The organism is Entomomonas sp. E2T0 (assembly GCF_025985425.1).
In the GTDB taxonomy this organism is placed as follows: Bacteria; Pseudomonadota; Gammaproteobacteria; order Pseudomonadales; family Pseudomonadaceae; genus Entomomonas.
This window is the reverse complement of record NZ_CP094972.1, coordinates 419,306-444,758: the sequence shown is the minus strand read 5'-3', so window position 1 is coordinate 444,758 and position 25,453 is coordinate 419,306. Positions and strand designations below refer to the sequence as shown.

At 38.1% G+C, this 25,453-nt stretch carries 23 protein-coding genes, 2 tRNA genes and 3 rRNA genes; 18 read left to right on the top strand and 10 right to left on the bottom strand.

Translation table 11 applies throughout. The features are described 5' to 3' along the window. Nucleotides 1–26 precede the first annotated feature (26 nt). From MTZ49_RS02185 to MTZ49_RS15785, 4 genes are all read left to right on the top strand, one after another. On the top strand, nucleotides 27–605 hold the full coding sequence (locus tag MTZ49_RS02185) for a HutD family protein (RefSeq protein ID WP_264746777.1): 579 nt from the start codon (nucleotides 27–29) through the stop codon (nucleotides 603–605). 46 nt (nucleotides 606–651) lie between these two features. After that, nucleotides 652–1,722 carry an enoyl-CoA hydratase/isomerase family protein gene (locus MTZ49_RS02180; protein ID WP_264746776.1) on the top strand — a complete coding sequence of 357 codons (1,071 nt, stop codon included), beginning with the start codon at nucleotides 652–654 and terminating at the stop codon, nucleotides 1,720–1,722. Between the two features lie 30 nt (nucleotides 1,723–1,752). Continuing rightward, nucleotides 1,753–2,367: a hypothetical protein gene (locus MTZ49_RS02175; RefSeq protein WP_264746775.1), complete on the top strand. Its 615-nt coding sequence runs from the start codon at nucleotides 1,753–1,755 to the stop codon at nucleotides 2,365–2,367. Between the two features lie 207 nt (nucleotides 2,368–2,574). Then, on the top strand, nucleotides 2,575–2,955 hold the full coding sequence (locus MTZ49_RS15785) for a TspO/MBR family protein (RefSeq protein ID WP_413774182.1): 381 nt from the start codon (nucleotides 2,575–2,577) through the stop codon (nucleotides 2,953–2,955). Here the strand turns inward: MTZ49_RS15785 and MTZ49_RS02170 are convergent. Then, the gene (locus tag MTZ49_RS02170) at nucleotides 2,952–4,091 is read right to left on the bottom strand and encodes a MalY/PatB family protein (protein WP_264746774.1); all 1,140 of its coding nucleotides are present in this window, start codon (nucleotides 4,089–4,091) and stop codon (nucleotides 2,952–2,954) included. The two genes, MTZ49_RS15785 and MTZ49_RS02170, sit on opposite strands and share 4 nt — an antisense overlap. 92 nt (nucleotides 4,092–4,183) lie before the next feature. Here MTZ49_RS02170 and purT point away from each other — a divergent pair, with 92 nt between their 5' ends. From purT to panS, 9 genes are all read left to right on the top strand, one after another. After that, nucleotides 4,184–5,365, top strand: a complete 1,182-nt coding sequence (gene purT, locus MTZ49_RS02165) for a formate-dependent phosphoribosylglycinamide formyltransferase (protein WP_264746773.1) — start codon at nucleotides 4,184–4,186, stop codon at nucleotides 5,363–5,365. 8 nt (nucleotides 5,366–5,373) lie between these two features. Next, complete coding sequence (locus MTZ49_RS02160; RefSeq protein ID WP_264746772.1) at nucleotides 5,374–5,772, top strand: DUF971 domain-containing protein; 399 nt, start codon at nucleotides 5,374–5,376, stop codon at nucleotides 5,770–5,772. A 316-nt stretch (nucleotides 5,773–6,088) separates the two neighbouring features. Then, nucleotides 6,089–7,614: ribosomal RNA gene (locus MTZ49_RS02155) — 16S ribosomal RNA — on the top strand. Between the two features lie 93 nt (nucleotides 7,615–7,707). Continuing rightward, a tRNA-Ile gene (locus MTZ49_RS02150) sits at nucleotides 7,708–7,784 on the top strand. Nucleotides 7,785–7,791: 7 nt separating this feature from the next. Continuing rightward, nucleotides 7,792–7,867: transfer RNA gene (locus MTZ49_RS02145), tRNA-Ala, on the top strand. 245 nt (nucleotides 7,868–8,112) lie between these two features. Continuing rightward, nucleotides 8,113–11,018 (top strand): 23S ribosomal RNA (locus MTZ49_RS02140). Between the two features lie 182 nt (nucleotides 11,019–11,200). Continuing rightward, nucleotides 11,201–11,316 (top strand): 5S ribosomal RNA (gene rrf, locus MTZ49_RS02135). The 16S, 23S and 5S rRNA genes sit together here with 2 tRNA genes alongside, the layout of an rRNA operon. A gap of 258 nt (nucleotides 11,317–11,574) precedes the next feature. Then, the gene (locus MTZ49_RS02125) at nucleotides 11,575–12,048 is read left to right on the top strand and encodes a pilin (RefSeq protein WP_319804738.1); all 474 of its coding nucleotides are present in this window, start codon (nucleotides 11,575–11,577) and stop codon (nucleotides 12,046–12,048) included. 204 nt (nucleotides 12,049–12,252) lie between these two features. Continuing rightward, the gene (panS, locus tag MTZ49_RS02120) at nucleotides 12,253–13,182 is read left to right on the top strand and encodes a ketopantoate/pantoate/pantothenate transporter PanS (RefSeq protein ID WP_319804737.1); all 930 of its coding nucleotides are present in this window, start codon (nucleotides 12,253–12,255) and stop codon (nucleotides 13,180–13,182) included. 96 nt (nucleotides 13,183–13,278) lie between these two features. Here panS and MTZ49_RS02115 read toward each other — a convergent pair whose 3' ends face one another. Then, the gene (locus tag MTZ49_RS02115) at nucleotides 13,279–13,854 is read right to left on the bottom strand and encodes a TetR family transcriptional regulator (protein ID WP_264746771.1); all 576 of its coding nucleotides are present in this window, start codon (nucleotides 13,852–13,854) and stop codon (nucleotides 13,279–13,281) included. A 115-nt stretch (nucleotides 13,855–13,969) separates the two neighbouring features. On the opposite strand from MTZ49_RS02115, the gene MTZ49_RS02110 reads away from it, so the two are divergent. Further along, nucleotides 13,970–15,481 (top strand): SmvA family efflux MFS transporter, encoded by a 1,512-nt coding sequence (locus tag MTZ49_RS02110; RefSeq protein ID WP_319804736.1) that lies wholly within the window; start codon nucleotides 13,970–13,972, stop codon nucleotides 15,479–15,481. Between the two features lie 54 nt (nucleotides 15,482–15,535). Here the strand turns inward: MTZ49_RS02110 and MTZ49_RS02105 are convergent, their stop codons facing one another. Continuing rightward, a complete protein-coding gene (locus MTZ49_RS02105; protein WP_264746770.1) occupies nucleotides 15,536–16,435 on the bottom strand; it encodes a zinc ABC transporter substrate-binding protein in 900 nt (299 codons plus the stop codon). A 62-nt stretch (nucleotides 16,436–16,497) separates the two neighbouring features. On the opposite strand from MTZ49_RS02105, the gene MTZ49_RS02100 reads away from it, so the two are divergent. The 3 genes from MTZ49_RS02100 to znuB are packed head-to-tail and all read left to right on the top strand — an operon-like array spanning nucleotide 16,498 to nucleotide 18,540. Next, the gene (locus tag MTZ49_RS02100; protein ID WP_264746769.1) at nucleotides 16,498–16,983 is read left to right on the top strand and encodes a Fur family transcriptional regulator; all 486 of its coding nucleotides are present in this window, start codon (nucleotides 16,498–16,500) and stop codon (nucleotides 16,981–16,983) included. A gap of 5 nt (nucleotides 16,984–16,988) precedes the next feature. Further along, on the top strand, nucleotides 16,989–17,756 hold the full coding sequence (gene znuC, locus MTZ49_RS02095) for a zinc ABC transporter ATP-binding protein ZnuC (protein ID WP_264747810.1): 768 nt from the start codon (nucleotides 16,989–16,991) through the stop codon (nucleotides 17,754–17,756). Then, a complete protein-coding gene (znuB, locus tag MTZ49_RS02090; RefSeq protein ID WP_264746768.1) occupies nucleotides 17,749–18,540 on the top strand; it encodes a zinc ABC transporter permease subunit ZnuB in 792 nt (263 codons plus the stop codon). Before znuC ends, znuB begins: the two co-directional genes overlap by 8 nt. A 52-nt stretch (nucleotides 18,541–18,592) precedes the next feature. Here znuB and panC read toward each other — a convergent pair whose 3' ends face one another. From panC to MTZ49_RS02060, 6 genes are all read right to left on the bottom strand, one after another. After that, the gene (gene panC / locus MTZ49_RS02085; RefSeq protein ID WP_264746767.1) at nucleotides 18,593–19,423 is read right to left on the bottom strand and encodes a pantoate--beta-alanine ligase; all 831 of its coding nucleotides are present in this window, start codon (nucleotides 19,421–19,423) and stop codon (nucleotides 18,593–18,595) included. Nucleotides 19,424–19,593: 170 nt separating this feature from the next. Next, nucleotides 19,594–19,932 carry a zinc ribbon domain-containing protein YjdM gene (locus MTZ49_RS02080; protein WP_264746766.1) on the bottom strand — a complete coding sequence of 113 codons (339 nt, stop codon included), beginning with the start codon at nucleotides 19,930–19,932 and terminating at the stop codon, nucleotides 19,594–19,596. Between the two features lie 165 nt (nucleotides 19,933–20,097). Then, nucleotides 20,098–21,120, bottom strand: coding sequence for an alcohol dehydrogenase AdhP (gene adhP, locus MTZ49_RS02075; protein WP_264746765.1), 1,023 nt, complete (start codon nucleotides 21,118–21,120; stop codon nucleotides 20,098–20,100). Between the two features lie 211 nt (nucleotides 21,121–21,331). Then, nucleotides 21,332–21,868 (bottom strand): single-stranded DNA-binding protein, encoded by a 537-nt coding sequence (gene ssb, locus MTZ49_RS02070; protein WP_264746764.1) that lies wholly within the window; start codon nucleotides 21,866–21,868, stop codon nucleotides 21,332–21,334. A 103-nt stretch (nucleotides 21,869–21,971) separates the two neighbouring features. Then, a complete protein-coding gene (locus tag MTZ49_RS02065; protein ID WP_264746763.1) occupies nucleotides 21,972–22,607 on the bottom strand; it encodes an FMN-dependent NADH-azoreductase in 636 nt (211 codons plus the stop codon). A 113-nt stretch (nucleotides 22,608–22,720) separates the two neighbouring features. Continuing rightward, nucleotides 22,721–23,242 (bottom strand): RrF2 family transcriptional regulator, encoded by a 522-nt coding sequence (locus MTZ49_RS02060; RefSeq protein WP_264746762.1) that lies wholly within the window; start codon nucleotides 23,240–23,242, stop codon nucleotides 22,721–22,723. 414 nt (nucleotides 23,243–23,656) lie between these two features. On the opposite strand from MTZ49_RS02060, the gene MTZ49_RS02055 reads away from it, so the two are divergent. Beyond that, nucleotides 23,657–23,962, top strand: coding sequence for a hypothetical protein (locus MTZ49_RS02055; RefSeq protein WP_264746761.1), 306 nt, complete (start codon nucleotides 23,657–23,659; stop codon nucleotides 23,960–23,962). A gap of 86 nt (nucleotides 23,963–24,048) precedes the next feature. Here MTZ49_RS02055 and argH read toward each other — a convergent pair whose 3' ends face one another. Next, the gene (gene argH, locus MTZ49_RS02050) at nucleotides 24,049–25,440 is read right to left on the bottom strand and encodes an argininosuccinate lyase (protein ID WP_413774168.1); all 1,392 of its coding nucleotides are present in this window, start codon (nucleotides 25,438–25,440) and stop codon (nucleotides 24,049–24,051) included. Nucleotides 25,441–25,453 lie beyond the last annotated feature (13 nt).

Here is a 25,453-nt window from a genome sequence, read left to right as displayed (position 1 = left end):
ATACATAAGTAAGAGAGTAGGGAACGATGGGAACAATCAAAAAATTAAAAGATTATCAACAAATGGATTGGCCATGTACATCTGGTATAAGTACAGAGATTGCTAGAAATGAAGACTCTCCTAGTAAAGAGGTTTTTGATTGGCGTTTAGCCATGGAAGATGTACAAGGAGGCGCTTTATCGCCATTTAATGGCTTTATCCGGATATTTTCAGTTTTAGAAGGTGCAGCTGCTAATGTAGTGATTAATGGTCAATATGAAAATACTTTAAAGACTTATGATTTAGTACGTTTAGAGGCAGGTAGTGCAACGAATGTTAATTTACCGGCAGGTCCTGTAAAAGATTTAAGTCTACTTTATAACAATGAGCTTTATACTGGCGCTTATCAGTGGTGTCAGGTAGGTACTGAACCTCAAACGTTCAACTCAATGGCTGATACAGTATTAGTTTTCTCAGCAGCGCCACAAGTAACAGTTACAACAGGTGGTTCTGCTCAGGCATTGAGTCGTTACGATACGTTAATCACATCAGGCGGACAGGATATTAGTGTATCGGGCTCATCTCCTGCAGATTATGCTTGTATCGTGGAATTATTAAGACATTAATTTAAGTTAATTGCACCTAATTATAGAAAAAATAGAGGTATAAAAATTGCCTGTACATTTTGAAGAATTGTCTTGCTTAGATAACTATAAAGTAGGTGTAATTACTTTAAACTCACCTAAAAATCTTAATGCATTAAACTACCAAATAACCAAAGCTATGTATCAGCAGTTAGAAAAATGGGCTATTGATCCTAAGCTAGCCTGTGTTTTCTTGCATAGTTCTTCTGCTAAAGCTTTTTGTGCAGGTGGCGATGTTCGGCAAATTGTGGAGTCATGTTGTCAACATTTAGGCGAACCTGATGAGGTTGCACAAAGGTTCTTTTCACAAGAGTACCAATTGGATGCATTTATACATCATTATCCTAAACCCATTATAGGTTGGGGTGAGGGTTATGTATTAGGTGGTGGAATGGGGTTACTACAAGGTTGTTCAACTCGAATAGTTACCCCAACCAGTAAGCTGGCAATGCCTGAAATTAATATTGGCTTATTTCCAGATGTGGGGGCGGCTTGGTTTTTATCTCGTATGCCACAAAACTTAGGATTATTTTTTGCATTAACAGCTAGTCAGTTGAATGCTAATGATGCTTTATATTTTGGTTGGGCCGATCGTTTCTTATTAAATGACCAGAAAGACATTTTATTACAAGGTTTACAACAAATTAATTGGGCATGTAATGCTGAGCAACAATTACAGCAGTTATTAAAGTCTCTTGAACAACAAGCATTTCCACAACTACCAGACGCTATTTGGCAGTTTAGATTAAAGATTATTAAAGAAACTTTGGATCAACCTGATTTACCAAGTGTTTGTAATGCTATTATTAGCTTGCAAGATAGTAATGATGAAGCTTTAGCACAGGCAGCTAAAACCCTTGTAAGTGGATGTCCAATGACGGCATGGCTAATTTGGGAACAATTAAAACGTTTATCACGTTGTTCAATTACAGAAGTATTAGAAATGGATTTAGTGATTAGTCAAAATTGCTGTAAGAGAAAGGATTTTATTGAAGGTGTTAGGGCCAAACTAATTGATAAAGATAATAAACCAAATTGGTGTTGGAAGAGTATAGAAGAGGTTCCATATCGTGAAGTCAATAAACATTTTATCCCTTGACTAGAACCTTTTCATACAGTAGGTAACAATGTGACTAGAATATATTTAATAAAATGGCTATTCATCATAATAAGTAGTTTAATTTTTCCTTTAATAAGTTATGGTGAGCAAACCGATGAGACAGATCTTGATGAATGTATAAAAATAGCAAAATTATTTGATAAGAATGCCTTTAGCACATTATTTGATGGTGAACCTGTTACTGTCAATCTTCGTACTACAAGAAACTATATGCCTTTAAGTGGGTATGGAACTGGAGGCAAAATGGTTTCAGGTTGTTCAATAGACTTTATTTTGGAAAATAAAAGTGATGATCGTGAGCTTGGAGGCGTTAGATTAGCTAAGCAACAAAATGCATATGAAGTATTTAAGAGAGATAAAGCTAATAATAGCTTAAGCTCTAAAGCAGCATATCCTTCACCAAACACAGTTGTATATTCTTGGGCTTCTGATACTTATTATGAGTATATGGGAATAAATAAATTTCAAGAGTTTGGAGTTTATACTAAAAAAGGTGATTATATTATTTTTAGATATAACAATAATGCAGTGCTTAAAAACTCATTACAAAGAAATAATAAAGAATTGTTAGAGAAAAACTTTATTGAATTTATCAATATTGTTATACAACAAATGAAATATTAAATACATAACATTGTTAGATATCTACAAAGTTAATAATTGATAGAATGAAATTACTACAAAAGGTCAATGGATTTAGTTTCTAAAAACCATTTTAATAGATAAAAATTTAATGGCTTTTTGAGATATGAAAAAAATAGTTATTAGTAGTATATGCGTATTAGTTTGTTTAGTGGTTGGTTTTACTCCTAGTTTTTTCAAACAGAAGCTATAACTCATTGGTATCCTACATTGAGTAGATCTGCTTTAACACCACCTAATATAGCTTTCCCAATTGCTTGGACTATTTTATATATGCTAATGGGGATTTCTATTAGTTTAATAACAATGAGTTCTCATTATTTAAAAAAAACTTTAATAGTTTTATTCATACTTCAATTAATAGCTAACTTTTTATGGAGTGTATTTTTCTTTTATTTAGAGAATCCTTTTTTAGGCCTAACTGATATAGTTATCCTTGATATTATTGTTATCTTTTATATTATAAAATCTTATAGTGTAAGTAAAATAAGTACATGGTTATTTGTACCTTATTTATTATGGATTTTATTTGCTACTTACCTTAATGCTTATATCTTTATCTATAATTAAAGTTTAGAACAGGCTATTTTCATTCGTTCAATAGCTTGTTCTAACAATACTCTAGAGCATCCAAAGTTAAGTCGTAAAAATTTATCACAGCCAAAATCATTACCATCTGATAAACCAACACCAGCTTCTTCAAAAAAACGATGAGGATTCTCTATGGGGAGTTTGGTTGCATCAATCCATGCTAAATAGCTAGCCTCGATAGGCAATAATTTCAAGCCTTCAATACTATTAATTTGTTGATAGAGATAATCTCTATTGCCCCGCAGATATATTAATTGTTCTGCTAACCAATCGCTTGTATCTGTATACGCGGAAATTGCAGCAGTGTAAGCTAAAATATTTAAATGAGGAACTATATCCTCCATTACGTGCATAAATTTTTGACGAAGTTGTGGGTTAGGGATAATAGCAATGGATGCCCCAAGCCCAGCAATATTAAAAGTTTTAGAAGGAGCCATTAAAGTGATAGAGCGATTTGCAGCATCCTCATTAAGAGAAGCAAAAGGGATATGTTTTAAATTAGACTCTAATAAAAGATCACAGTGTATTTCATCACTACAAACAATCATATTATGTTGTTTAGCAAAAGCAAGTTGTTCTAATAACTCCTCATGACGATAAACGGTACCACCAGGATTTTGCGGATTGCAGAGCATTAATAATTTTTCGTTGCCATCTAATTTATTTTCAAGAGTACTTAAATCCATGACCCAACGATTATTTTTATTCAATAAATTAGCATAATATTGCTTACGATTGACATGCTTTGCTGCTGCCATAAAGGGAGGATAAATAGGAAAAGGGCAAATACTAGCTTCTGTCTCATTAGTAAATGCACGTAAACTAATATTTAAACCTGTTACTAATCCTGGTAAAAAAACTAGCCATTCAGGTTGTATTTGCCAATTATAGTGTTTGTCTGTCCAATTGATAAAAGCCTTAGCTAACTCTTTTGGTTGTCCGCCATAGCCATAAACTCCCTCTGCTACGCGTTCTTGTAATGCGTTCATAATAGAAGGCGGAGAAAGAAAATCAGTATCAGCTATCCATAGCGGAATGATATCTTTAGCAGCATATTTTTGCCATTTAAGGCTATCGGTATTAGCTCGATTAATAACTTGATCAAAATTAAACATGCTGATTCCTATATTATTTGGCTACTAGGTAAGCTCATCATTATATGGCAATATATACATTATTAAAAACCTACGTATCATGAGGATAATTTATGCTAACACTGGGCACACCACTATCAGCTACAGCTATTAGAGTAATGCTTTGTGGCTCTGGAGAATTAGGAAAAGAAGTTGTGATTGAGCTACAGCGTTTAGGTTGTGAAGTGATTGCTGTAGATCGTTATGCCAATGCACCTGCTATGCAGGTTGCCCATCGTAGCCATGTTATTAGCATGTTAGATGGTAATGCTTTACGTAAAGTAATAGAGCAAGAAAAGCCTCATTATATCGTGCCAGAAATTGAAGCTATTGCCACTGATACATTAGTTGCTCTAGAAAAAGAAGGCTATACAATTATTCCTACAGCTCGAGCTACTCAGCTTACTATGAATAGAGAGGGAATTCGTCGTTTAGTGGCTGAAGAGTTAAAGTTACCTACTTCACCTTATCGTTTTGCTACTAATGAAATGGAGTATAAACAAGCCATAAAAGAGTTAGGTTTTCCCTGCATTGTCAAGCCTGTAATGAGCTCATCAGGCAAAGGACAATCCTTAATTCGTAGTGAGGCTGATATTGATACTGCTTGGAAATATGCTCAAGAAGGGGGCAGAGCAGGTGGTGGCAATGTAATTATAGAAGGTTTTATAGATTTTGATTATGAAATTACCTTATTAACTGTTCGTCATATTAATGGTGTATCTTTCTGTGAACCAATTGGCCATCGGCAAGAAAAAGGGGACTATAGAGAGTCTTGGCAACCACAACCAATGACAGAAACAGCATGGTCTATCTCTAAAGAAATAGCCACTAAAGTGACTGAAGCCTTAGGTGGTAGAGGTGTATTTGGTGTTGAATTGTTTGTCAACGGTGATCAAGTTTGGTTTAGTGAGGTTTCTCCAAGACCCCATGATACAGGCATGGTTACTTTAATTTCACAAAATTTATCCGAATTTGCGTTACATGCTCGTGCTATTCTAGGGTTACCTATTCCTTATATAGAACAATATGGACCTTCTGCTTCATCAGTTATCTTGGTTGAGGGAGAGTCTAAACAAGTGAGTTTTTCTAATTTAGAGCAAGCGATTAGTGAGTCATTAACAGATTTACGTTTATTTGGTAAACCAGAAGTATCAGGCCAAAGAAGAATGGGAGTTGGACTTGCAAGAGCAGAAACTATAGAGCAAGCGGTTAATAAAGCAAAGCATGTATCACAGCAAGTTAAAGTGAAATTGTAGGATTAACTATGCAAATTCCAGAAGCTATTAAGTTAAAAAAAACATCTAACCTACTAGAGCTTACTTACCAAGGCCAGCTCTATCAGTTATCGGCTGAATATCTAAGAGTTAACTCTCCCTCAGCTGAAGTGCAAGGACATGGTAATCCCATACTACAATACGCTAAGAAAGAGGTTAAATTAATTAAAATAGAACCTGCTGGACAATATGCCCTCAAATTAACGTTTGATGACGGCCATGATACGGGGCTATATACATGGGAATATCTATATAAATTAGCTACAGAGCAAGAAAATATTTGGGATGACTATTTAAAACAACTAAATGAGCAAGGAAAGTCTAGAGATCCTAATGAATCTATAGTTAAACTCGTTAGTTCTACTCAAAAAACTAATCAAACAAATTGACAAAGTTGAGTAAATCTATATAATTTTTCGTCCCTACTAGTTAAGGTTGTTTAATATTTTCTGATTAATTTTGTAGATAAAAATAAATCAAAAAAAGATTAAAAAAGGCGTTGACAAAGTTAGGAAAAGGCGTAGAATGCGCGCCTCATCTGCAGAGTAAAGCTCTAAAGATACAAGTTCTTTAACAATATAAATCAAGTAAATCGTGTGGGTGTTTGTAGTACTGGTAAGAAATATCAGTAATATAAACAACTCGTCATAGATTGAGTTTTTAGATTACTGAGCCGTTTTAGAACCTTATGGTTCAAAAGATTTTAAACTGAAGAGTTTGATCATGGCTCAGATTGAACGCTGGCGGCAGGCCTAACACATGCAAGTCGGGCGGTAACAGGTCTTTCGGGATGCTGACGAGCGGCGGACGGGTGAGTAAAGTCTAGGAATCTGCCCAGTAGTGGGGGACAACGCGGGGAAACTCGCGCTAATACCGCATACGCCCTACGGGGGAAAGGTGCTTTATTGTACCGCTATTGGATGAGCCTAGATCAGATTAGCTAGTTGGTGGGGTAAAGGCCCACCAAGGCGACGATCTGTAGCTGGTCTGAGAGGATGATCAGCCACACTGGGACTGAGACACGGCCCAGACTCCTACGGGAGGCAGCAGTGGGGAATATTGGACAATGGGGGAAACCCTGATCCAGCCATGCCGCGTGTGTGAAGAAGGTCTTCGGATTGTAAAGCACTTTAAGTTGGGAGGAAGGGGTGAAGTAACGACTCACCTTTGACGTTACCAACAGAATAAGCACCGGCTAACTTCGTGCCAGCAGCCGCGGTAATACGAAGGGTGCAAGCGTTAATCGGAATAACTGGGCGTAAAGCGCGCGTAGGTGGTTTGTCAAGTTGGATGTGAAATCCCCGGGCTCAACCTGGGAACTGCATCCAAAACTGACTGACTAGAGTACAGTAGAGGTTAGTGGAATTTCCTGTGTAGCGGTGAAATGCGTAGATATAGGAAGGAACACCAGTGGCGAAGGCGACTAACTGGACTGATACTGACACTGAGGTGCGAAAGCGTGGGGAGCAAACAGGATTAGATACCCTGGTAGTCCACGCTGTAAACGATGTCAACTAGCCGTTGGGACCCTTGAGGTTTTAGTGGCGCAGCTAACGCAATAAGTTGACCGCCTGGGGAGTACGGTCGCAAGATTAAAACTCAAATGAATTGACGGGGGCCCGCACAAGCGGTGGAGCATGTGGTTTAATTCGACGCAACGCGAAGAACCTTACCTGGCCTTGACATGTCCGGAATCCTACAGAGATGTGGGAGTGCCTTCGGGAATCGGAACACAGGTGCTGCATGGCTGTCGTCAGCTCGTGTCGTGAGATGTTGGGTTAAGTCCCGTAACGAGCGCAACCCTTATCCTTAGTTACCAGCACGTAAAGGTGGGCACTTTAAGGAGACTGCCGGTGACAAACCGGAGGAAGGTGGGGATGACGTCAAGTCATCATGGCCCTTACGGCCAGGGCTACACACGTGCTACAATGGTTGGTACAGAGGGTTGCCAAGCTGTGAAGCGGAGCTAATCTCAGAAAACCAATCGTAGTCCGGATTGAAGTCTGCAACTCGACTTCATGAAGTCGGAATCGCTAGTAATCGCGAATCAGAATGTCGCGGTGAATACGTTCCCGGGCCTTGTACACACCGCCCGTCACACCATGGGAGTGGGTTGCTCCAGAAGTAGCTAGGCTAACCTCGTGAGGCCGGTTACCACGGAGTGATTCATGACTGGGGTGAAGTCGTAACAAGGTAGCCGTAGGGGAACCTGCGGCTGGATCACCTCCTTAAACGAAAGCTGGTACTACAAGTACCCACACGAATTACTTGATTTATAATTGCAAAGAACGAATTGGGCGGATGCCTAAAAAGTTAACAGATTAGGGTCTGTAGCTCAGCTGGTTAGAGCACACGCTTGATAAGCGTGGGGTCGTAGGTTCAAGTCCTACCAGACCCACCAATTAAATGGGGCCATAGCTCAGCTGGGAGAGCGCCTGCCTTGCACGCAGGAGGTCAGGAGTTCGATCCTCCTTGGCTCCACCAGATAATAATCAAAAGAAGCTAGAAGCTAATTCTTTTAAGCAAAGAGAATTACCTTCTAACTTTTAAAGTTAGACTGTTCTTTAACAAATTAGATATGCAAAGAAGTAAAGATTAATTAGTAATTACTGGTCTAATTACTAATGCTGAGGTGAAAATATTGCGAACTCAAGCGCAAATTTTCGGCGAAACAAATGTCGATTCTTTGGTTGTGTAGCTTTAGATTACTAGATAATTTAGGGTTATATAGTCAAGTGAATAAGCGCATACGGTGGATGCCTTGGCAGTCAGAGGCGATGAAAGACGTGATACCTGCGAAAAGTTACGGGGAGCTGGGTACAAAGCATTGATCCGTAAATGTCTGAATGGGGAAACCCAACTGAGAGAACCTCAGTTATCCAGTACTGAATACATAGGTACTGAGAAGCGAACCAGGGGAACTGAAACATCTAAGTACCCTGAGGAAAAGAAATCAACCGAGATACCCCAAGTAGTGGCGAGCGAACGGGGTGCAGCCAGTGTTCAGAAGCATATGTATTAGTGGAATGGTCATGGGAAAGCCAATCATAGAGGGTGATAATCCCGTACACGAAAATACGCATGTGGATCTAAGTACACAAAAAGTAGGTCGGGGCACGAGAAACCTTGACTGAAGACGGGGGGACCATCCTCCAAGGCTAAATACTACTGACTGACCGATAGTGAACCAGTACCGTGAGGGAAAGGCGAAAAGAACCCCGAGTAGGGGAGTGAAATAGAACCTGAAACCGTATGCGTACAAGCAGTGGGAGCGGACTTGTTCCGTGACTGCGTACCTTTTGTATAATGGGTCAGCGACTTATATACAGTAGCAAGCTTAACCGAATAGGGGAGGCGTAGCGAAAGCGAGTCTTAATAGGGCGCCTAGTTGCTGTGTATAGACCCGAAACCAAGCGATCTATCCATGGGCAGGTTGAAGGTTAGGTAACACTGACTGGAGGACCGAACCGACTACCGTTGAAAAGTTAGCGGATGACCTGTGGATCGGAGTGAAAGGCTAATCAAGCTTGGAGATAGCTGGTTCTCCTCGAAAGCTATTTAGGTAGCGCCTCATGTATAACTTCTGGGGGTAGAGCACTGTTTCGGCTAGGGGGTCATCCCGACTTACCAACCCGATGCAAACTCCGAATACCAGAAAGTTCTAGCATGGGAGACACACGGCGGGTGCTAACGTCCGTCGTGAAAAGGGAAACAACCCAGACCGTCAGCTAAGGTCCCAAAATTTTGGTTAAGTGGGAAACGATGTGGGAAGGCATAGACAGCTAGGAGGTTGGCTTAGAAGCAGCCATCCTTTAAAGAAAGCGTAATAGCTCACTAGTCGAGTCGGCCTGCGCGGAAGATGTAACGGGGCTCAAACCAAATACCGAAGCTACGGGTTCACGTTTTACGTGAGCGGTAGAGGAGCGTTGTGTACGCCTGTGAAGGTCAATTGAGAAGTTGGCTGGAGGTATCACAAGTGCGAATGCTGACATGAGTAACGACAATGGGTGTGAAAAACATCCACGCCGAAAGACCAAGGTTTCCTGCGATACGTTAATCGAAGCAGGGTTAGTCGGCCCCTAAGGCGAGGCTGAAAAGCGTAGTCGATGGGAAATAGGTTAATATTCCTATACTTCTAATAACAGTGATGGAGGGACGGAGTAGGCTAAATCAGAGTGGCGTTGGTTGTCCACTTGAAAGGCTGTAGGTAGATCTCTTAGGCAAATCCGGGAGATTATTACTGAGAACTGATGACGATTCATTTATCTTAAATGGAAAGTGATTGATGCCATGCTTCCAAGAAAAGCTTCTAAACTTATGTTATTAGGAACCGTACCCCAAACCGACACAGGTGGTCAGGTAGAGAATACCAAGGCGCTTGAGAGAACTCGGGTGAAGGAACTAGGCAAAATGGCACCGTAACTTCGGGAGAAGGTGCGCTGGTGGTAAGTGAAGTTCCTCGCGAATGGAGCTGAAGCCAGTCGAAGATACCAGGCCGCTGCAACTGTTTATTAAAAACACAGCACTCTGCAAACACGAAAGTGGACGTATAGGGTGTGACGCCTGCCCGGTGCCGGAAGGTTAATTGATGGGGTTAGCTTAGGCGAAGCTCTTGATCGAAGCCCCGGTAAACGGCGGCCGTAACTATAACGGTCCTAAGGTAGCGAAATTCCTTGTCGGGTAAGTTCCGACCTGCACGAATGGCGTAATGATGGCGGCGCTGTCTCCACCCGAGACTCAGTGAAATTGAAATCGCTGTGAAGATGCAGTGTATCCGCGGCTAGACGGAAAGACCCCGTGAACCTTTACTGTAGCTTTGCACTGGACTTTGAACCTGTTTGTGTAGGATAGGTGGGAGGCTTTGAAGTTAGGACGCTAGTTCTAATGGAGCCAACCTTGAAATACCACCCTGACATGTTTGAGGTTCTAACTCTGACCCGTTATCCGGGTTGAGGACAGTGTATGGTGGGCAGTTTGACTGGGGCGGTCTCCTCCTAAAGAGTAACGGAGGAGTACGAAGGTGCGCTCGGCGTGGTCGGAAATCACGCTAAGAGTATAAAGGCAAAAGCGCGCTTGACTGCGAGACAGACAAGTCGAGCAGGTACGAAAGTAGGTCTTAGTGATCCGGTGGTTCTGTATGGAAGGGCCATCGCTCAACGGATAAAAGGTACTCCGGGGATAACAGGCTGATACCGCCCAAGAGTTCATATCGACGGCGGTGTTTGGCACCTCGATGTCGGCTCATCACATCCTGGGGCTGAAGCCGGTCCCAAGGGTATGGCTGTTCGCCATTTAAAGTGGTACGCGAGCTGGGTTTAGAACGTCGTGAGACAGTTCGGTCCCTATCTGCCGTGGACGTTTGAGATTTGAGAGGGGCTGCTCCTAGTACGAGAGGACCGGAGTGGACGAACCTCTGGTGTTCCGGTTGTCACGCCAGTGGCATTGCCGGGTAGCTATGTTCGGAAGAGATAACCGCTGAAAGCATCTAAGCGGGAAACTTGCCTCAAGATGAGATCTCACTGGGGATTTAATCCCCCTAAAGGGCCGTTGAAGACTACAACGTTGATAGGTTGGGTGTGTAAGCGTAGTGATACGTTGAGCTAACCAATACTAATTGCCCGAGAGGCTTGACTATATAACCCCAAGTTATTTAGTTAACCAAAGAAAGACAAGCAAAAGTCGAAAGTGAGCAAATGAGTTCGTTTGCCAAAGCGTAGACTAGACTGAAATAATGATTAATCTTTACAGCATACAAAAGCATATCTGATTTGGGTGATGGGGTAAGATAACCAAGAACCTTCTCACCATAAAGAATTGCTTGAGGAAAATAGAGCGTTGGAACCACCTGAATCCTTCTCGAACTCAGTAGTGAAACGACGTATCGCCAATGGTAGTGTGGGGTCTCCCCATGTGAGAGTAGGTCATCCTCAAGCTCCTAAACAAAAGCCCCATCATAAACTTATATGATGGGGCTTTTTTATTGAGTAATGAAAATATATAAGTGAATTACAGAATTGTCTTCTGCAGCTGGAATCCAAGCATAATGTTAGTTCTTAATGCTCTTCATTTTAATTTCTATTTCTATGTTTTTGAACAAATTTTTTATTCTGTTCAAGTAGGGTTAATGGATCTTTATAATATTTTTTGTTAAAGTGCTTATGTCATTTTGAAATAGAAGTTATGGTTGTTGTATGAATAGAATACGTGGTTTTACATTAATTGAATTGATGATTGTTATTGCGATTCTAGGTATATTGGCCGCTATTGCTGTACCTGCCTATAGAACACATATTGCTAAGATACAGGTAACAGAAATTGTAAATGTATTGACTAGATATAAAACTGAAATAGCAGAAACAGTTAGTATGAAGAATATGTGCCCTTCAGGAATAGTGAAAGATAAAGTTCCTAATACCTATCAAGTTGTCTTTGGTGCTGCGGGAAATATAGGTGGACAAAAATATACTTGTATGGTTATGGTTCTGACAAAATCAACAAGTGATAGTAAACTTAGTCCAGCAGTTGCTGATAATGTTATTGTTTTAGCTGGTAGGTTTAATGTAGGTTCTATTGAGTGGGCATGTAGAACTACAATAGAACAGGCATATGTGCCTAATAGTTGCGAAGGTGGTTTATCAGCAGGTGATGCGCTTGGTGAATTTTGATTAGTTATAAGTTTCGAATGAGTATTTGACTGCTTCGTTATGCTTGAAATTTCATAACTTCTTCTTACATTATTTATTAAAGCTTTGTATTGTAATGTGCAGTAAAAACTTCCTTTATTTGATAGTAGTTTATATTTAAGTGATAAAATATATAAATCCCCAATCATATGATGTGGGGATTTTTTTAATAAAGACAATAATAATATGGTAAAAATATTAATTAAAGTTTGTCAATTATTTCCATTATGGGCAACTGCTATAGCAGTTGTTGCTTATTATATACCTACTATATTTACACCATTTAAACCCAGTATTAGCTATTTACTAATGTTTGTTATGTTTACTATGGGGGTATCTTTAAGTTTTGCAGATTTTAAATATGTATTTGCTAAGCCTAAAGCAGTTATTGTGTGTACGGTATTACATTATATTGTGATGCCATTTACGGCTCTAATTTTAACCAAAATTTTTCAAATGCCTACTGATTTAGCAGTGGGAATGATTTTGGTAGGTAGTGTTTCTAGTGGAACAGCTTCTAATGTGATTATTTATTTAGCTAAAGGTGATGTAGCACTTTCAGTAACTATTTCTTCGGTTTCAACCTTAGTTGGGGTTGTGGTTACTCCTTTACTTACGTTATTACTAGTAGGTCAGTCAGTACAAGTAAATGCTTGGGAGATGTTTGAGCATATAGTTTTAATAGTGCTTGTACCTATTATATTAGGTTTAATTATTCATTATTTTTTTAATAAATTGGTGAAAAAAGTTGAATCAATATTACCCTTTTTATCTATGTGTAGTTTGATATTTCTAATTGGTATTGTGGTAGCTGCTAGTAGAGGTCAAATTGCTAATGTGGGAGTGACTATTATGCTAGCTATTATATTGCATAATGCAATTGGCTTATTAGGTGGTTATTGGGGTGGAAAATTATTTGGTTTTGATGAGTCCACTTGTAGAACAATGTCTATTGAAGTAGGTATGCAGAATTCAGCATTAGCTGCTACTTTAGGACAAACTTATTTCTCTTCATTAGCTTCTTTGCCTGGTGCTATCTTCTCTGTTTGGCATAATATTTCGGGCTCTTTATTAGCAGGGTATTGGCAGGGTAAACCTGTTAAGAAAAGGGAATAAATAAAGCAATATGATAGAAGTGATTATTATCATAGCATTCAATTAGGTTAATAATTTAAAAAGAAAGTAGGTTTGAGTAACTGACTAATTATTATTCTATTCTTTTTGACAAAGAATTTTGATGATGTGGTTTTTTATTGTATCAATATCAAATCTAAATTCTTCTACTACGGCTAAACTATCAAAACCACAGCTGAGGGCGATTAGTTGCCATGCTAATCCAGAACTATTTTGTGTAGTAATAAGTTGTTTGTGTTTACCTTCTTCTATTAGTTTGGTTGTGGCACTGTGCCATTCTTCAATAGATTGTTTATAGGCTAATTTTATATCTGGATCACGTTCAGCAAGAAAAACGGCCTCATTCCATAGTTTTCTCATAACAGAACCTATTTCTCCTTCAATAGGACTAATAATATTGATGATTTGGTTAATGATGGATTCATTTTGATAAGAGAGTTGGGTTTTTGTAATTAATTCTTCTGTTACCCTTGCTAAGGCTTCAGCTTTTAGTTGACCTACAGATTTAAAGTGATGGTGAATTTGGCCCACAGCTATATTGGCTTCATGAGCAACACGTCTAGCTGTTATTGCTGCTATTCCCTCTTGGGTAATTATTTTCATGGCTGTTGCTAAAATAGCATTGTATCTTTCATTTTTTTTTAGGTAGGCCATTCTAATATCCGAGTTGTTACTAGTTTTGATAATTATGCAATAAATATGGACGAATGTTCAACTTTTATATAAAATATACAAACTTGAACTTATGTTCAGAAAATTTAAAGAGGGTATGATGAGTAATAAATGGCTAATTTTGGCGTTGATTATCCTCATGTATTTACCAGTATCAATTGATGCTACTGTTTTGCATGTGGCTATTCCAACACTGAGTTTGGAACTAGAATCTTCTGCTAATGAGTTACTTTGGATTATAGATATTTATTCATTGATTATGGCAGGTTTATTACTGCCAATGGGAGCATTAGGGGATAGGTTAGGCTATAAAAAATTAGCTATTTTAGGGTTAATTATTTTTGGTTTTGCTTCTATTAGTGCGGCGTTAGCTCCTACTTCATTGATGTTAATTATAGCTAGAGCTTTTTTAGCTATTGGTGCAGCCATGATTTTGCCAGCTACTTTAGCTGGAGTGCGTAAAACATTTTTAAATGATGAGGAAAGAGCTGTTGCCTTAGGTATTTGGACAACTGTTGGTGTGGGAGGGGCTGCGATAGGTCCTTTAGTTGGTGGGTATTTATTGCAACATTTTTATTGGGGATCAGTATTTTTAATTAATATCCCTATTGTTGTGATTACGATAGTTGCTATATTGCTTGTTGTTCCAAAGCAAGCACAGAATGATCAACAAAAATGGGAAATTGGTAAAGCACTAGTACTTATTACAGGTATTTTACTATTAATTTACGCTATTAAGTCTGGATTAAGAGCAGATAGCTCATTTTTGATAGTTTTATTAATAGGCATATTGGGATTTGTTATTTTATTTATTTTTATAAGAAAAGAGTTAGATAGTTTATCGCCAATGGTGGATTTTAGATTGCTTAAACAAAGAGTTATGGCAATAGGCGTTGTAATGGCCATGACTGCGATGATTAGTATTGTAGGATTTGAGTTATTAATGGCGCAAGAGCTGCAATTTGTTCATGGTAAAACTCCATTGCAAGCAGGTTTATTTATGTTGCCATTGATGTTGGCTAGTGGCTTAGGTGGACCATTGGCGGGCTGGTTAGTAGCAAGGTTAGGTCTGCGTATGGTGGCTACTGTTGGTATAGGGATTAGTGCTTTAAGTTTCTTTGGTTTATCTTTATGTGACTTTATGCGTTTTCCTTATTTAGCTTGGTCATTAATGATTTTATTAGGGTTGAGTATAGGTACAGCTTTATTAGCTTCAACAGCAGCTATTATGTCTTCAGCACCTTCTGATAAGTCAGCATCGGCAGGGGCAATCGAAGGTATGGCATATGAGTTGGGTGCTGGTTTTGGTGTAGTGCTATTTGGTGTGATGTTAACCATTATTTTTAGTAATAATATAGATATTCCAGCAGGAATATCTGAAGAGTTAGCCATACAAGCAACGAACTCGATTAATGAAGCATTGTTGGTAGCAAGTAAATTAGAAGATCAACAAATACTAAGTAATGGCCTGATTATGGCAGCAAAAGAAGCTTTTATTAATGCACATGTGTTGGTATTAGCAACAGCAGGTTTTTTATTAACAGTATTAACTTTTTTTGTTTGGAGATTTTTACCTGTTAGGATAGATCCTAGTATACAGAATCATTAATATAAAACTATAGATAAGATATAGGAGTATCTTATCTATAGTTATACAGGACTATTATTTACATGTTTGTAGTTGTTCTGCTAAAGATACCAGAAGTTTAGGATAGCCTTGATTATTCATTGTTATCTCAGCACCCATTGCATCAAGCATATATACACTAACAGGTAATCCTTGAGTCAATGTATCTGCTAGTTTTGGCTTGACAGGAGGCTCATAAAAAATACAGCTATCACCTGCTTTTGCTAGCCGTTGTTTCATTTCAGCAACGTGTCTTATGCTAGGTTGAATGCTAGCGTTTAAACTAAATACACCGCTATGTTTTATATCGTAAGTTTCTTCAAAATAGTTGTAGGTTTCATGGAATACAAAGAAGGGTTTTAATTTAGTATAAGTAAAACTATGACGGATAGCTTTATCTGTTATATTTAGGTCTTTTTGAAACTCTACTAAGTTTGTTTTATATCTATCTTTATTAGAGGGGTCTAGCTTAGACAGATCTTCAGTTATTTTAGTAGCAATAGTAATGGCATTGGTAGGGTTTAACCATAGGTGAGGATCTAAACTGCCTGCTTGATGTTGGTGGTCATTGTCATCATGTTCTTCGTGTCCTTCACTAAAATGACGTAATTGAATGTTAGCAAGCTCTTGAATAGCAACACTAGGTTTAGTGCGTGTTTGCAATGTTTTGGTTAAAAAGACTTCCATATTAGGGCCTATCCAGTAGAACAGGTCGGCATCTTGAATGCGCTGTAGGTCATTAGGTTTTAATGAATAATGATGGGCAGAAGCACCTAGTGGAAGAAGAACATCTGGCTGGTTAATTCCATTTTGAACAGCTGCGGCGATAAGCTGTAAAGGTTTAATACTTGTGAGTAATTTAATTTCTTTAGCTTGTGCAGTAATAGATGTAGTAACAAATAGCAAACTAAAGAAAAAAAGTTTAATAGTACGCATGTAGCTCCTCCCAATAATATGTTATATAATAACATAACAAAATATAGCATTGAACTTTCTTTATGAATACTCCATTTAAGTCACACCATAAACATGATCATCAACAGTGTATTGATAATGCTTTACAACAAGCAGAACAGTTATGTCTGGAGCGTGGAGTTCGTTTAACCTCCTTGCGCAAAAGAGTATTAGCACTTATTTGGCAAAGTCATAAACCATTAGGTGCGTATGATATTCTTAATGTGTTAGCTACAGAGGATGGACGCAATGCCGCACCACCTACTGTGTATCGTGCATTAGATTTTTTATTAGAAAATCAGCTAATTCATCGTTTAGCTTCACGTAATGCATTTGTGGGGTGTGCTCATCCCGCACATATTCATGAAGGTTATTTCTTGATTTGTAGTCAATGCAATAATGTACTTGAGTTGGAGCAGACTACTATTAATAAGGCAATTGAAACTGCTGCTAAGAAAGCAGATTTTTTAATTACAGGCCAAACTGTAGAAGTAGTTGGATTATGTAATAATTGCCAAGAGCGTAATTGATAATGATGAAAGAATTATTAGTTGAGCTTAAGCAGGTTAATGTTAAGCTACGAGCACAAACTATTCTCGATGATATTAGCTTATCCATTTATGCAGGGCAGATTGTTACTATTATTGGGCCTAATGGAGCAGGTAAAACAACTTTATTAAGAACACTGTTAGGGCTTATTAAGCCTACATCTGGCGATATATGGAAAAAAGAAGGGCTAACTATTGGTTATGTTCCTCAAAAATTACAACTTAATCCTAGTTTGCCATTAACGGTTAAACGGTTTTTGAAGCTAATACCTCATATCTCTAATGAGCAAATTAATAAATCTATGGAAGAAGTAGGTGCTTCCCATATTTTGGATCGTTCAATGCAAAGTATCTCTGGTGGTGAATTACAGAGAGTATTGTTAGCAAGGGCATTGTTACGTAAACCGCAATTATTGGTATTAGACGAGCCTACCCAGGGCGTTGATATTAATGGGCAAGTAGAGCTTTATCAATTAATTAACCAAATATGTGATCATTATAATTGTGGTGTATTAATGGTTTCACATGATTTACATTTGGTAATGGCTAATACCAATCAGGTTATTTGTTTGAATCAACATATTTGTTGTTCTGGGTATCCCGAGCATGTGAGTAATGATCCCGCATTTAAAGAATTATTTGGGGTTAATGCTAATAGTTTTGCTGTCTATCATCACCACCATGATCATCAACATAACCTGCATGGTCAGGTTATTAAAACACATCAATGTGGAGATGACTGTAAACATGCCTGACTTTCTACTTTATGCCTTAATTGCAGGGTTATCTTTGGCAATTGTTGCAGGACCACTAGGTTCTTTTGTGGTTTGGCGTAAAATGGCTTATTTTGGTGATACGCTTTCCCATGCCTCTTTATTAGGGGTAGCACTGGGATTTATGTTAAAAATAAATCTTACCTTCGCAGTAATTGTTTGCTGTATTTTAATTGCTATTTTGTTAGTGAGTTTACAACGTAAACAACCTTTAGCATCAGATACTTTATTGGGTATATTAGCTCACAGCACATTATCATTAGGTTTAGTTGTATTAAGCTTTATGCCAGATGTCCGTGTAGATTTAATGGATTATTTATTTGGTGATATTCTTACTATTACTCCTATAGATTTATATTGGATTGTGGGTGGTAGTTTATTTGTGCTAGTTCTTATTGTTATCTTGTGGCGCCAGTTGTTATCTATTACAGTGCATGAAGAGTTATCAGCTGTAGAAGGTATGCCTGTTACAATTATTAGGTTAGCGTTGATGTTATTAGTGGCCATTGTTATTGCGGTGGCCATGAAAATAGTTGGGGTTTTATTAATTGCTTCTTTACTAATTATTCCAGCAGCTACTGCTCAGCGTCATGCAACAAGCCCTGAACAAATGGCGATAGGTGCTAGTATTTTAGGAGTGTTAGCGGTGTGTTTGGGGTTAACTTTTTCTTATTATTCTAATGCACCAACGGGCCCAGCTATTGTTGTTTCAGCTGCAGCATTATTTTTATTAAGCTTTTTATTTCCTCGACGTGTTCTTGCTTAGTATTAATTGATAAATATTAATTTGCACTAGCAGTTACTAGTGCAAATTATTGCTATAAAGTAATTTCAATATTATCAATTAAACGTGTTTTACCTAGGCGAGCAGCTGCTAAGATAACTAATTTTGTATCTTCAAGTTTAGCTGGTTGCAAAGTATTTGCATTGCGTAGTTCAATATATTCTACTTGCCAACCTGAATCATTAAGTTGTTTTTTAGCATCATCTAGTAGATTTTGATAATCACGATTTCCTGCTTTAATTGTCTGCTGTAAGCTGGTTAATGTTTGATAAAGAGTTGGCGCTTGTAGTCGTTCGGCATCAGTTAAATAACCATTACGGCTTGATAAGGCAAGGCCATCTTTAGCACGACCTGTATTAACACCAATAATTTGTAGAGGCATATTTAGATTTGCTACCATCTCTTTAATAACAAACAGTTGTTGATAATCTTTTTTGCCAAAACAAGCTATATTAGGTTGTACTATATTAAATAGTTTGTTTACTACAGTAGCTGCGCCTCTGAAATGGCCAGGGCGAGTTATGCCACAAAGTTCATTTTGAATACTTGATGGTTCTATAAAAACAGTTTGTGGAATAGGGTAGAGTTCTTTTACTTCTGGAGCAAATACTACAGAAACTCCAGCTTCTACTAGTTTTTCCATGTCTTGATCTAAGGTTCTTGGATAAGAGTCGAAGTCTTCACCTTCTCCAAATTGGATAGGATTAACAAAAATACTAACAACCACATGATCTGCTAGTTTTTTTGCTTCTTTAACGAGCTGTAAATGCCCATCATGAAGATTGCCCATCGTGGGTACAAAACCAATAAATCCTTTATCTTTGCGCCATGTGCGTAATTCTTTGATAGTATGAAGCAATTGCATAAAAAACCTTAGAAAATGCTGAGCTATAATTATTGGATTCTGTTATTTATTAGAAGAAAGAGTGCGTATTGTACTCTTCTTCTAATATAAATTGTACGGCAAGGATTAGAGTAAGTATCTAGCAGTTAGTTTAATAGTATTCTAATTATTTTTTAGAGTAATATTAAAAGTTAAGCCTTTTTCATAAATTCTGATTTTAATTTAAGGCCAACACCATCTACTTTACAGTCTAAATTATGGTCACCTTCACAAAGGCGAATATTTTTGATTTTTGTGCCTTTTTTGATGACTAGAGAAGAGCCTTTTACTTTAAGGTCTTTAATTAAAATAACAGAGTCACCATCTTGTAGGATATTTCCGTTAGAGTCTTTTACTTCTAATTCGCCAGTTGTAGTTGTACTTTCTTCACCAGCTGCCCACTCATGGGTACAGTCAGGACATACAAATAATGTACCATCAAAATAAGTGTTTTCCATGCTGCATACGGGACATTGAGGAGGCGTATTCATAATTATTCCTTATCAGTCTATAAAAACAAATTATTATAGCCGAAATAACATTAAATTAGTGTTATTTAGTAGGAAATAGCAGGAGTATGTTGGAGTGGTTTACTAATAAGTAATGGCAGTGACGCTAAATAGATTTTAGCCTCACTGTAAAATAAATAAAAGTGATTAATGTTTATGCATATCTACAACCATACGGCCTAAGATTTCACCTTTTTCCATTTCTTCAAAAATATCATTAACTTCATCTAATTTACGTGTTTTTACGATAGGTACTACTTTGCCTTCTGCTGCAAATTGAAAAGCTTCTTCTAAATCTTTACGTGTACCCACTAAAGAACCTACTACTTCAATACCATCTAATACGGTCTTTACTATAGAAAGATCCATAGTTTCTGGTGGTAAACCAACAGCTACTACTTTTGCACCTGCACGTACGGCATTTACTGCTTGATTAAATGCAGCTTTAGATACAGCCGTAACTATTGCAGCGTGAGCACCACCTGTTTTATCTTGAATAGCTTTAGCAACATCTTTTTCTTTTTTAGCGTTAAAGGTTAGATCTGCACCAATTTTTTTAGCAAGTTTTAATTTATCATCGTTAATATCTACAGCAATAACTTTAGCGTTAAATACATTTTTTGCATATTGAATAGCTAAGTTACCTAAACCACCACAACCGGAAATAAGAATCCATTGACTTGGTTTAATATGGGATACTTTAACTGCTTTATAACAGGTAACACCCGCACAGGTAACGCTGCTTGCTTGTGCAGGGTCTAATCCATCAGGTACTTTTACTGCATAATCAGCTTCTACAACACATTTTTCAGCCATTGCGCCATCTACTGAAAAGCCAGCATTTTTTGCTTGGCGACAGAATGTCTCTCTACCTGTTAAGCAATATTCACAAATCCCACATCCTTGGTAGAACCAAGCAATACTGACACGATCACCTACTTTTAAATGAGTAACATCAGGCGCCACTTTGGAAACAATACCAATACCTTCATGACCAATAATACGACCTGGTACTTTTCCAAAATCACCATTGGCAACATGTAAATCAGTATGGCAAACGCCACAATATTCAACATCGACCAAGGCTTGACCTGCTTTAATCACAGGATCTTTTACTTTTTTTATATCTACACGACCGGGATTAGTTTTACTTACAATAGCAGCTTTCATTGTAATTTCTCCATATGGGTAATTTGAGATGAAAGTAATTTGTTATTTTTAGGTAATAACAATAGAAGATAGCCTATTCCTGTTTAGTAGAAATAAATACTATACGATGGGATAAATTGAGAAGATAAAGAGTAAATAATATAGAAAAGAGAAGGAATTTATTTAACTTTCATCCACTAGGTATAGTGGATGAAAGTTATAGCTATGAGTTTTAGAACGGAATATCATCATCAAAATCGTCAAAGTTTGGTGCAGGTTGTTGTGGCTGCTGTTGAGGACGATTTTGTGGTTGCTGCATAGGTTGTTGTGCTGGTGCAGGCTGTCCGCCATATTGGTTGCCAGCAGGTGCTTGTTGTTGATAAGGTTGTTGGGGAGGTTGGTAACCACCCGCATCACCTTGGCGGCTATCTAGTAATTGCATTGTACCGCCCATATCGACTACCACTTCGGTAGAGTAGCGATCTACACCTTGTTGGTCGGTCCATTTACGGGTTTGTAAACGGCCTTCCACGTAAAGTTTAGAACCTTTATGTACATATTGACCAACAATTTCAGCAAGCTTGCCAAAAAATACTACGCGATGCCATTCTGTACGCTCTTGTTGTTCACCTGTATTTTTATCTTTCCATGCGTCAGAAGTAGCTAATGAAACAGTAGCTACAGCATTGCCATTAGGCATATAGCGCATTTCTGGTTCATTACCGATATTGCCTACTAATATAACTTTGTTAATACCTCTAGCTGCCATGATGGTTCCTTTTACTTGCTATATTTTGAATATAATTAGACAACATATTACATTACTCTGAATAAGCAGCCAATCAAAAAATAGTAATGATATATTTGCTAATTTATATCGTTGTAGCCCATTGTTTGGCAATAGTTGTTAATTCTTCTCTAGCTCTTGCTAGTGCAGCTAAGCGTGATTCTGGATCAGAAAACTGTAATGGTTGCGCATCTACAAATTGTGGGTTATCTATGCCTAGAAAACTAAAAGCAGCTTTAAGTACGGGGGTCATTGCATCCATATGTTGAAAAGCACCTGAACGTAAATCAGCGCCACGCGTAGTGATAAATAATACTTTTTTACCTGCTAGTTTGCCTTTGGTAGTGCCATCGGGAAAGAGGTCGTAAGTAACGCCAGTTCTAATAATGGTATCAATAAAGGTTTTAAAGGTTGAAGGAATTGTCCAATTATACATAGGCATAGCACATACTAAAGTATCTGCGCTGATAACTCGTTGGCACATGGCATCGGAGTCAGTTAATACTGCTTTCATTTCTGGGGTACGTTCGTTTTCGGGTTTATATGTGGCAACAACAAACTCTGGTGTTAGATGTGGTTGAATATCTTTAGTAAGGTCTAGATAGTCTATTTGAAAGTTAACACCTTGTTCTTTTAGTTGTTCTAAGAAGAACTTACCTAACATACGAGAGTTGGATTGTTCAGGCTTTTTTGCACTTGCATCGATATGCATGATTTTCATAAGAAATTTCCTTTTTAAACTTGGATATTATTTGTCGTAGTTAATTTATATAGTTTTTATATTAAATGCAAGTATGTGTATATTATTTAATATAAAAATAAGGGAAGATTTAGTTATTTATTGTTGGGTTGGCGATTAATTGTACGATGATCTAACCATTTGATAACTTGTTGTGGATAGTCTTTGGGTAATTTTTTTGTCACTTTTTGGGCAATATCTGCGAGTGATTGTTGGGATAAAGTATCGCGTAGTTGTTGTTCTGCATCTAGCATAATTGCATGAATAGTACAGGTACCTTGTGTCGCTTCTGCAGGTATTTTTTTATCAAAAACAGCACAGCCAGACCGTATTTCTTTACATTTAAACAGTGGTTTGTAGTTATCAATAGCAACAATAACATCATGCACACTGATTTGATCAGCAGTTTTAGCAAGAGAGAAGCCACCTTTTATACCTTCTGTAGCTATGACAATTCCAGCTTTATGAAGCTTGGTAAAAATTTTGGCTAAATAGTCAATAGGTATATTTTGCAGCTCTGCAAGATCTCGCACACTTACCCCTTTAGCATTGATTGGTTGGCTAAGATAAAGTAGACAATGTAATGCGTATTCTACGCCAGAACTAATATATGACATGGGAGAGTATAGTACTGTAAGTGGTTTTATTAGTCTTCTATTTTATTATAGAGAGTTTTAGCCTAGTTAGCGATTAGCTAAAGTTATTATTGTGGCTAAGGTAATAATCTATAGCGAAATACTTAAGTCTTAGCATCTTAGTAAAAAACTTGCTGATTAGCGTTAACTAGCCTTACAATAAAAAGACTATAGCAAAATCTATAGCATGGGCGTCGCGGCCCGTTTCATCCACACACGGCTCGCTGCTAGAACGATCTAGCAGTTGGTAGTATAGCTTTGCCTGTTTTTATGGCGGACTATGCACGGGACACCTTTCGGGGTGTGCCGATTCCGTGTGTGTCGGTCCGCGAACCTGTGCATAGTTCTGCCTCCTTATCTGGTTAGGGAGGCTAAACAAATTACAGGAGTTAAACGATGAGCAAAGCGACTAACATCTCCCCTTGTTTTATTCCCTTGAATTTTACTTCGCAGTCAAATAAAGAGAATGTACTTTACTATAATGCTAATGCAGCAGCTGAAGATATTTTTGAATGTGCAACAGGTAGGTTACTGGCAGTAATTAATTTATTGGAAAGTCTTTATGAGTTTGATAAGTGTGAAAGTACAGCAGTACAGGCTGTATGTTCTGCTTCCAGTTTGCTATTAAATGATGCTTTTACTCTTTTGCAGGAGATGAATCCAGTAGCTACTAGGCTGAGAAATGAAAATAAGAAAGACTAGTTGGTAAGACTAGTCTTAAATGTTTTATAGGTAGTAGAGTGTTCTAGTTTAAGGACTGTTTTTGCTATAATCCTCTTATTAGTATTCTAACGATTAGCTAATAGTTGTTTACCTTGCTCAATGGCTGCTTTTACTTGAGCAGGTGCAGTGCCACCTAAATGGTCTCGTGCGTTAACTGAACCTTCGAGGGTTAGCACAGCAAACACATCTTGCTCAATCTTATCACTGAATTGTTTTAATTCAGATAGGCTCATTTCAGCTAAGTCTTTATCATGCTCAACGCCATAACGCACCGCATGACCAACAATTTCATGGCAATCACGGAAAGGTAAGCCTTTGCGTACTAGATAGTCAGCAAGGTCTGTAGCTGTAGAAAAACCACGTAAGGCTGCTTCTCGCATATTATCACGACGGGCTTGGATTGCTGGTACCATATCAGCAAAGGCACGTAATGAATCTGCTACAGTATCTACGGCATCAAATAGGGGTTCTTTGTCTTCTTGGTTGTCTTTGTTATAGGCTAATGGTTGGCCTTTCATTAAGGTTAATAAACCTGTTAAATCACCAAAAACACGTCCTGATTTACCACGTATTAGTTCTGGTACATCTGGATTTTTCTTTTGTGGCATAATTGAGCTACCTGTACAGAAACGATCAGGTAATTCAATAAAACGAAATTGCGCACTAGTCCATAATACTAGCTCTTCTGAAAAGCGAGAAAGGTGCATCATAATAAGGCTGGCGGCACTACAGAATTCAATCGCAAAATCCCTATCAGATACACCATCTAAAGAGTTACCTGAAACGCTTTCAAATCCTAGTAAGTCACAAGTGATTAAACGGTCGATTGGATACGTTGTACCTGCTAATGCAGCACTACCCAATGGCATGCGATTAACCCGTTTACGGCAGTCAACTAGGCGCTCATAATCACGGCTTAACATTTCAAACCATGCTAATAAATGATGACCAAAGGTGACAGGTTGGGCGGTTTGTAAGTGAGTAAAACCAGGCATAATAGTATTAGCTTCGCGCTCAGCCAGCTCTAAAATACCTTGTTGTAGACGAGTAACTTCAGCTTTAATGCGGTCTATTTCATCGCGCAACCATAGGCGAATATCGGTAGCTACTTGGTCGTTACGACTACGTCCAGTATGAAGTTTTTTACCTGTGACACCAATACGCTCAGTTAATTTAGCTTCGATATTCATATGAACATCTTCTAAATCCACACGCCATTCAAAGTGACCTGCTTCGATCTCTTGTTGAATTTGGCTAAGCCCTTCAATAATAGCATCACGCTCAACGGCGGTTAATACACCTACTTCAGTAAGCATTTTGGCGTGGGCAATTGAGCCCATAATATCGTGTTTATAAAGACGTTTATCAAAATCAACGGAGGCTGTAAAACGAGCGACAAAAGCATCTACTGGCTCATTAAAACGACCACCCCATGACTGATTTGTTTCTTTAGTCATAATTAAACTCTGC

What these genes read in the sequence shown, in the direction of transcription:
- MTZ49_RS02185 (WP_264746777.1), top strand. Translation starts at nt 27, where the DNA reads ATGGGAACAATCAAAAAATTAAAAGATTATCAACAAATGGATTGGCCA.
- MTZ49_RS02170 (WP_264746774.1), bottom strand. Translation starts at nt 4,091, where the DNA reads ATGTTTAATTTTGATCAAGTTATTAATCGAGCTAATACCGATAGCCTT.
- purT (WP_264746773.1), top strand. Translation starts at nt 4,184, where the DNA reads ATGCTAACACTGGGCACACCACTATCAGCTACAGCTATTAGAGTAATG.
- MTZ49_RS02160 (WP_264746772.1), top strand. Translation starts at nt 5,374, where the DNA reads ATGCAAATTCCAGAAGCTATTAAGTTAAAAAAAACATCTAACCTACTA.
- MTZ49_RS02125 (WP_319804738.1), top strand. Translation starts at nt 11,575, where the DNA reads ATGAATAGAATACGTGGTTTTACATTAATTGAATTGATGATTGTTATT.
- panS (WP_319804737.1), top strand. Translation starts at nt 12,253, where the DNA reads ATGGTAAAAATATTAATTAAAGTTTGTCAATTATTTCCATTATGGGCA.
- MTZ49_RS02115 (WP_264746771.1), bottom strand. Translation starts at nt 13,854, where the DNA reads ATGGCCTACCTAAAAAAAAATGAAAGATACAATGCTATTTTAGCAACA.
- MTZ49_RS02110 (WP_319804736.1), top strand. Translation starts at nt 13,970, where the DNA reads ATGATGAGTAATAAATGGCTAATTTTGGCGTTGATTATCCTCATGTAT.
- MTZ49_RS02105 (WP_264746770.1), bottom strand. Translation starts at nt 16,435, where the DNA reads ATGCGTACTATTAAACTTTTTTTCTTTAGTTTGCTATTTGTTACTACA.
- MTZ49_RS02100 (WP_264746769.1), top strand. Translation starts at nt 16,498, where the DNA reads ATGAATACTCCATTTAAGTCACACCATAAACATGATCATCAACAGTGT.
- znuC (WP_264747810.1), top strand. Translation starts at nt 16,989, where the DNA reads ATGAAAGAATTATTAGTTGAGCTTAAGCAGGTTAATGTTAAGCTACGA.
- znuB (WP_264746768.1), top strand. Translation starts at nt 17,749, where the DNA reads ATGCCTGACTTTCTACTTTATGCCTTAATTGCAGGGTTATCTTTGGCA.
- panC (WP_264746767.1), bottom strand. Translation starts at nt 19,423, where the DNA reads ATGCAATTGCTTCATACTATCAAAGAATTACGCACATGGCGCAAAGAT.
- MTZ49_RS02080 (WP_264746766.1), bottom strand. Translation starts at nt 19,932, where the DNA reads ATGAATACGCCTCCTCAATGTCCCGTATGCAGCATGGAAAACACTTAT.
- adhP (WP_264746765.1), bottom strand. Translation starts at nt 21,120, where the DNA reads ATGAAAGCTGCTATTGTAAGTAAAACTAATCCCGGTCGTGTAGATATA.
- ssb (WP_264746764.1), bottom strand. Translation starts at nt 21,868, where the DNA reads ATGGCAGCTAGAGGTATTAACAAAGTTATATTAGTAGGCAATATCGGT.
- MTZ49_RS02065 (WP_264746763.1), bottom strand. Translation starts at nt 22,607, where the DNA reads ATGAAAATCATGCATATCGATGCAAGTGCAAAAAAGCCTGAACAATCC.
- MTZ49_RS02060 (WP_264746762.1), bottom strand. Translation starts at nt 23,242, where the DNA reads ATGTCATATATTAGTTCTGGCGTAGAATACGCATTACATTGTCTACTT.
- MTZ49_RS02055 (WP_264746761.1), top strand. Translation starts at nt 23,657, where the DNA reads ATGAGCAAAGCGACTAACATCTCCCCTTGTTTTATTCCCTTGAATTTT.
- argH (WP_413774168.1), bottom strand. Translation starts at nt 25,440, where the DNA reads ATGACTAAAGAAACAAATCAGTCATGGGGTGGTCGTTTTAATGAGCCA.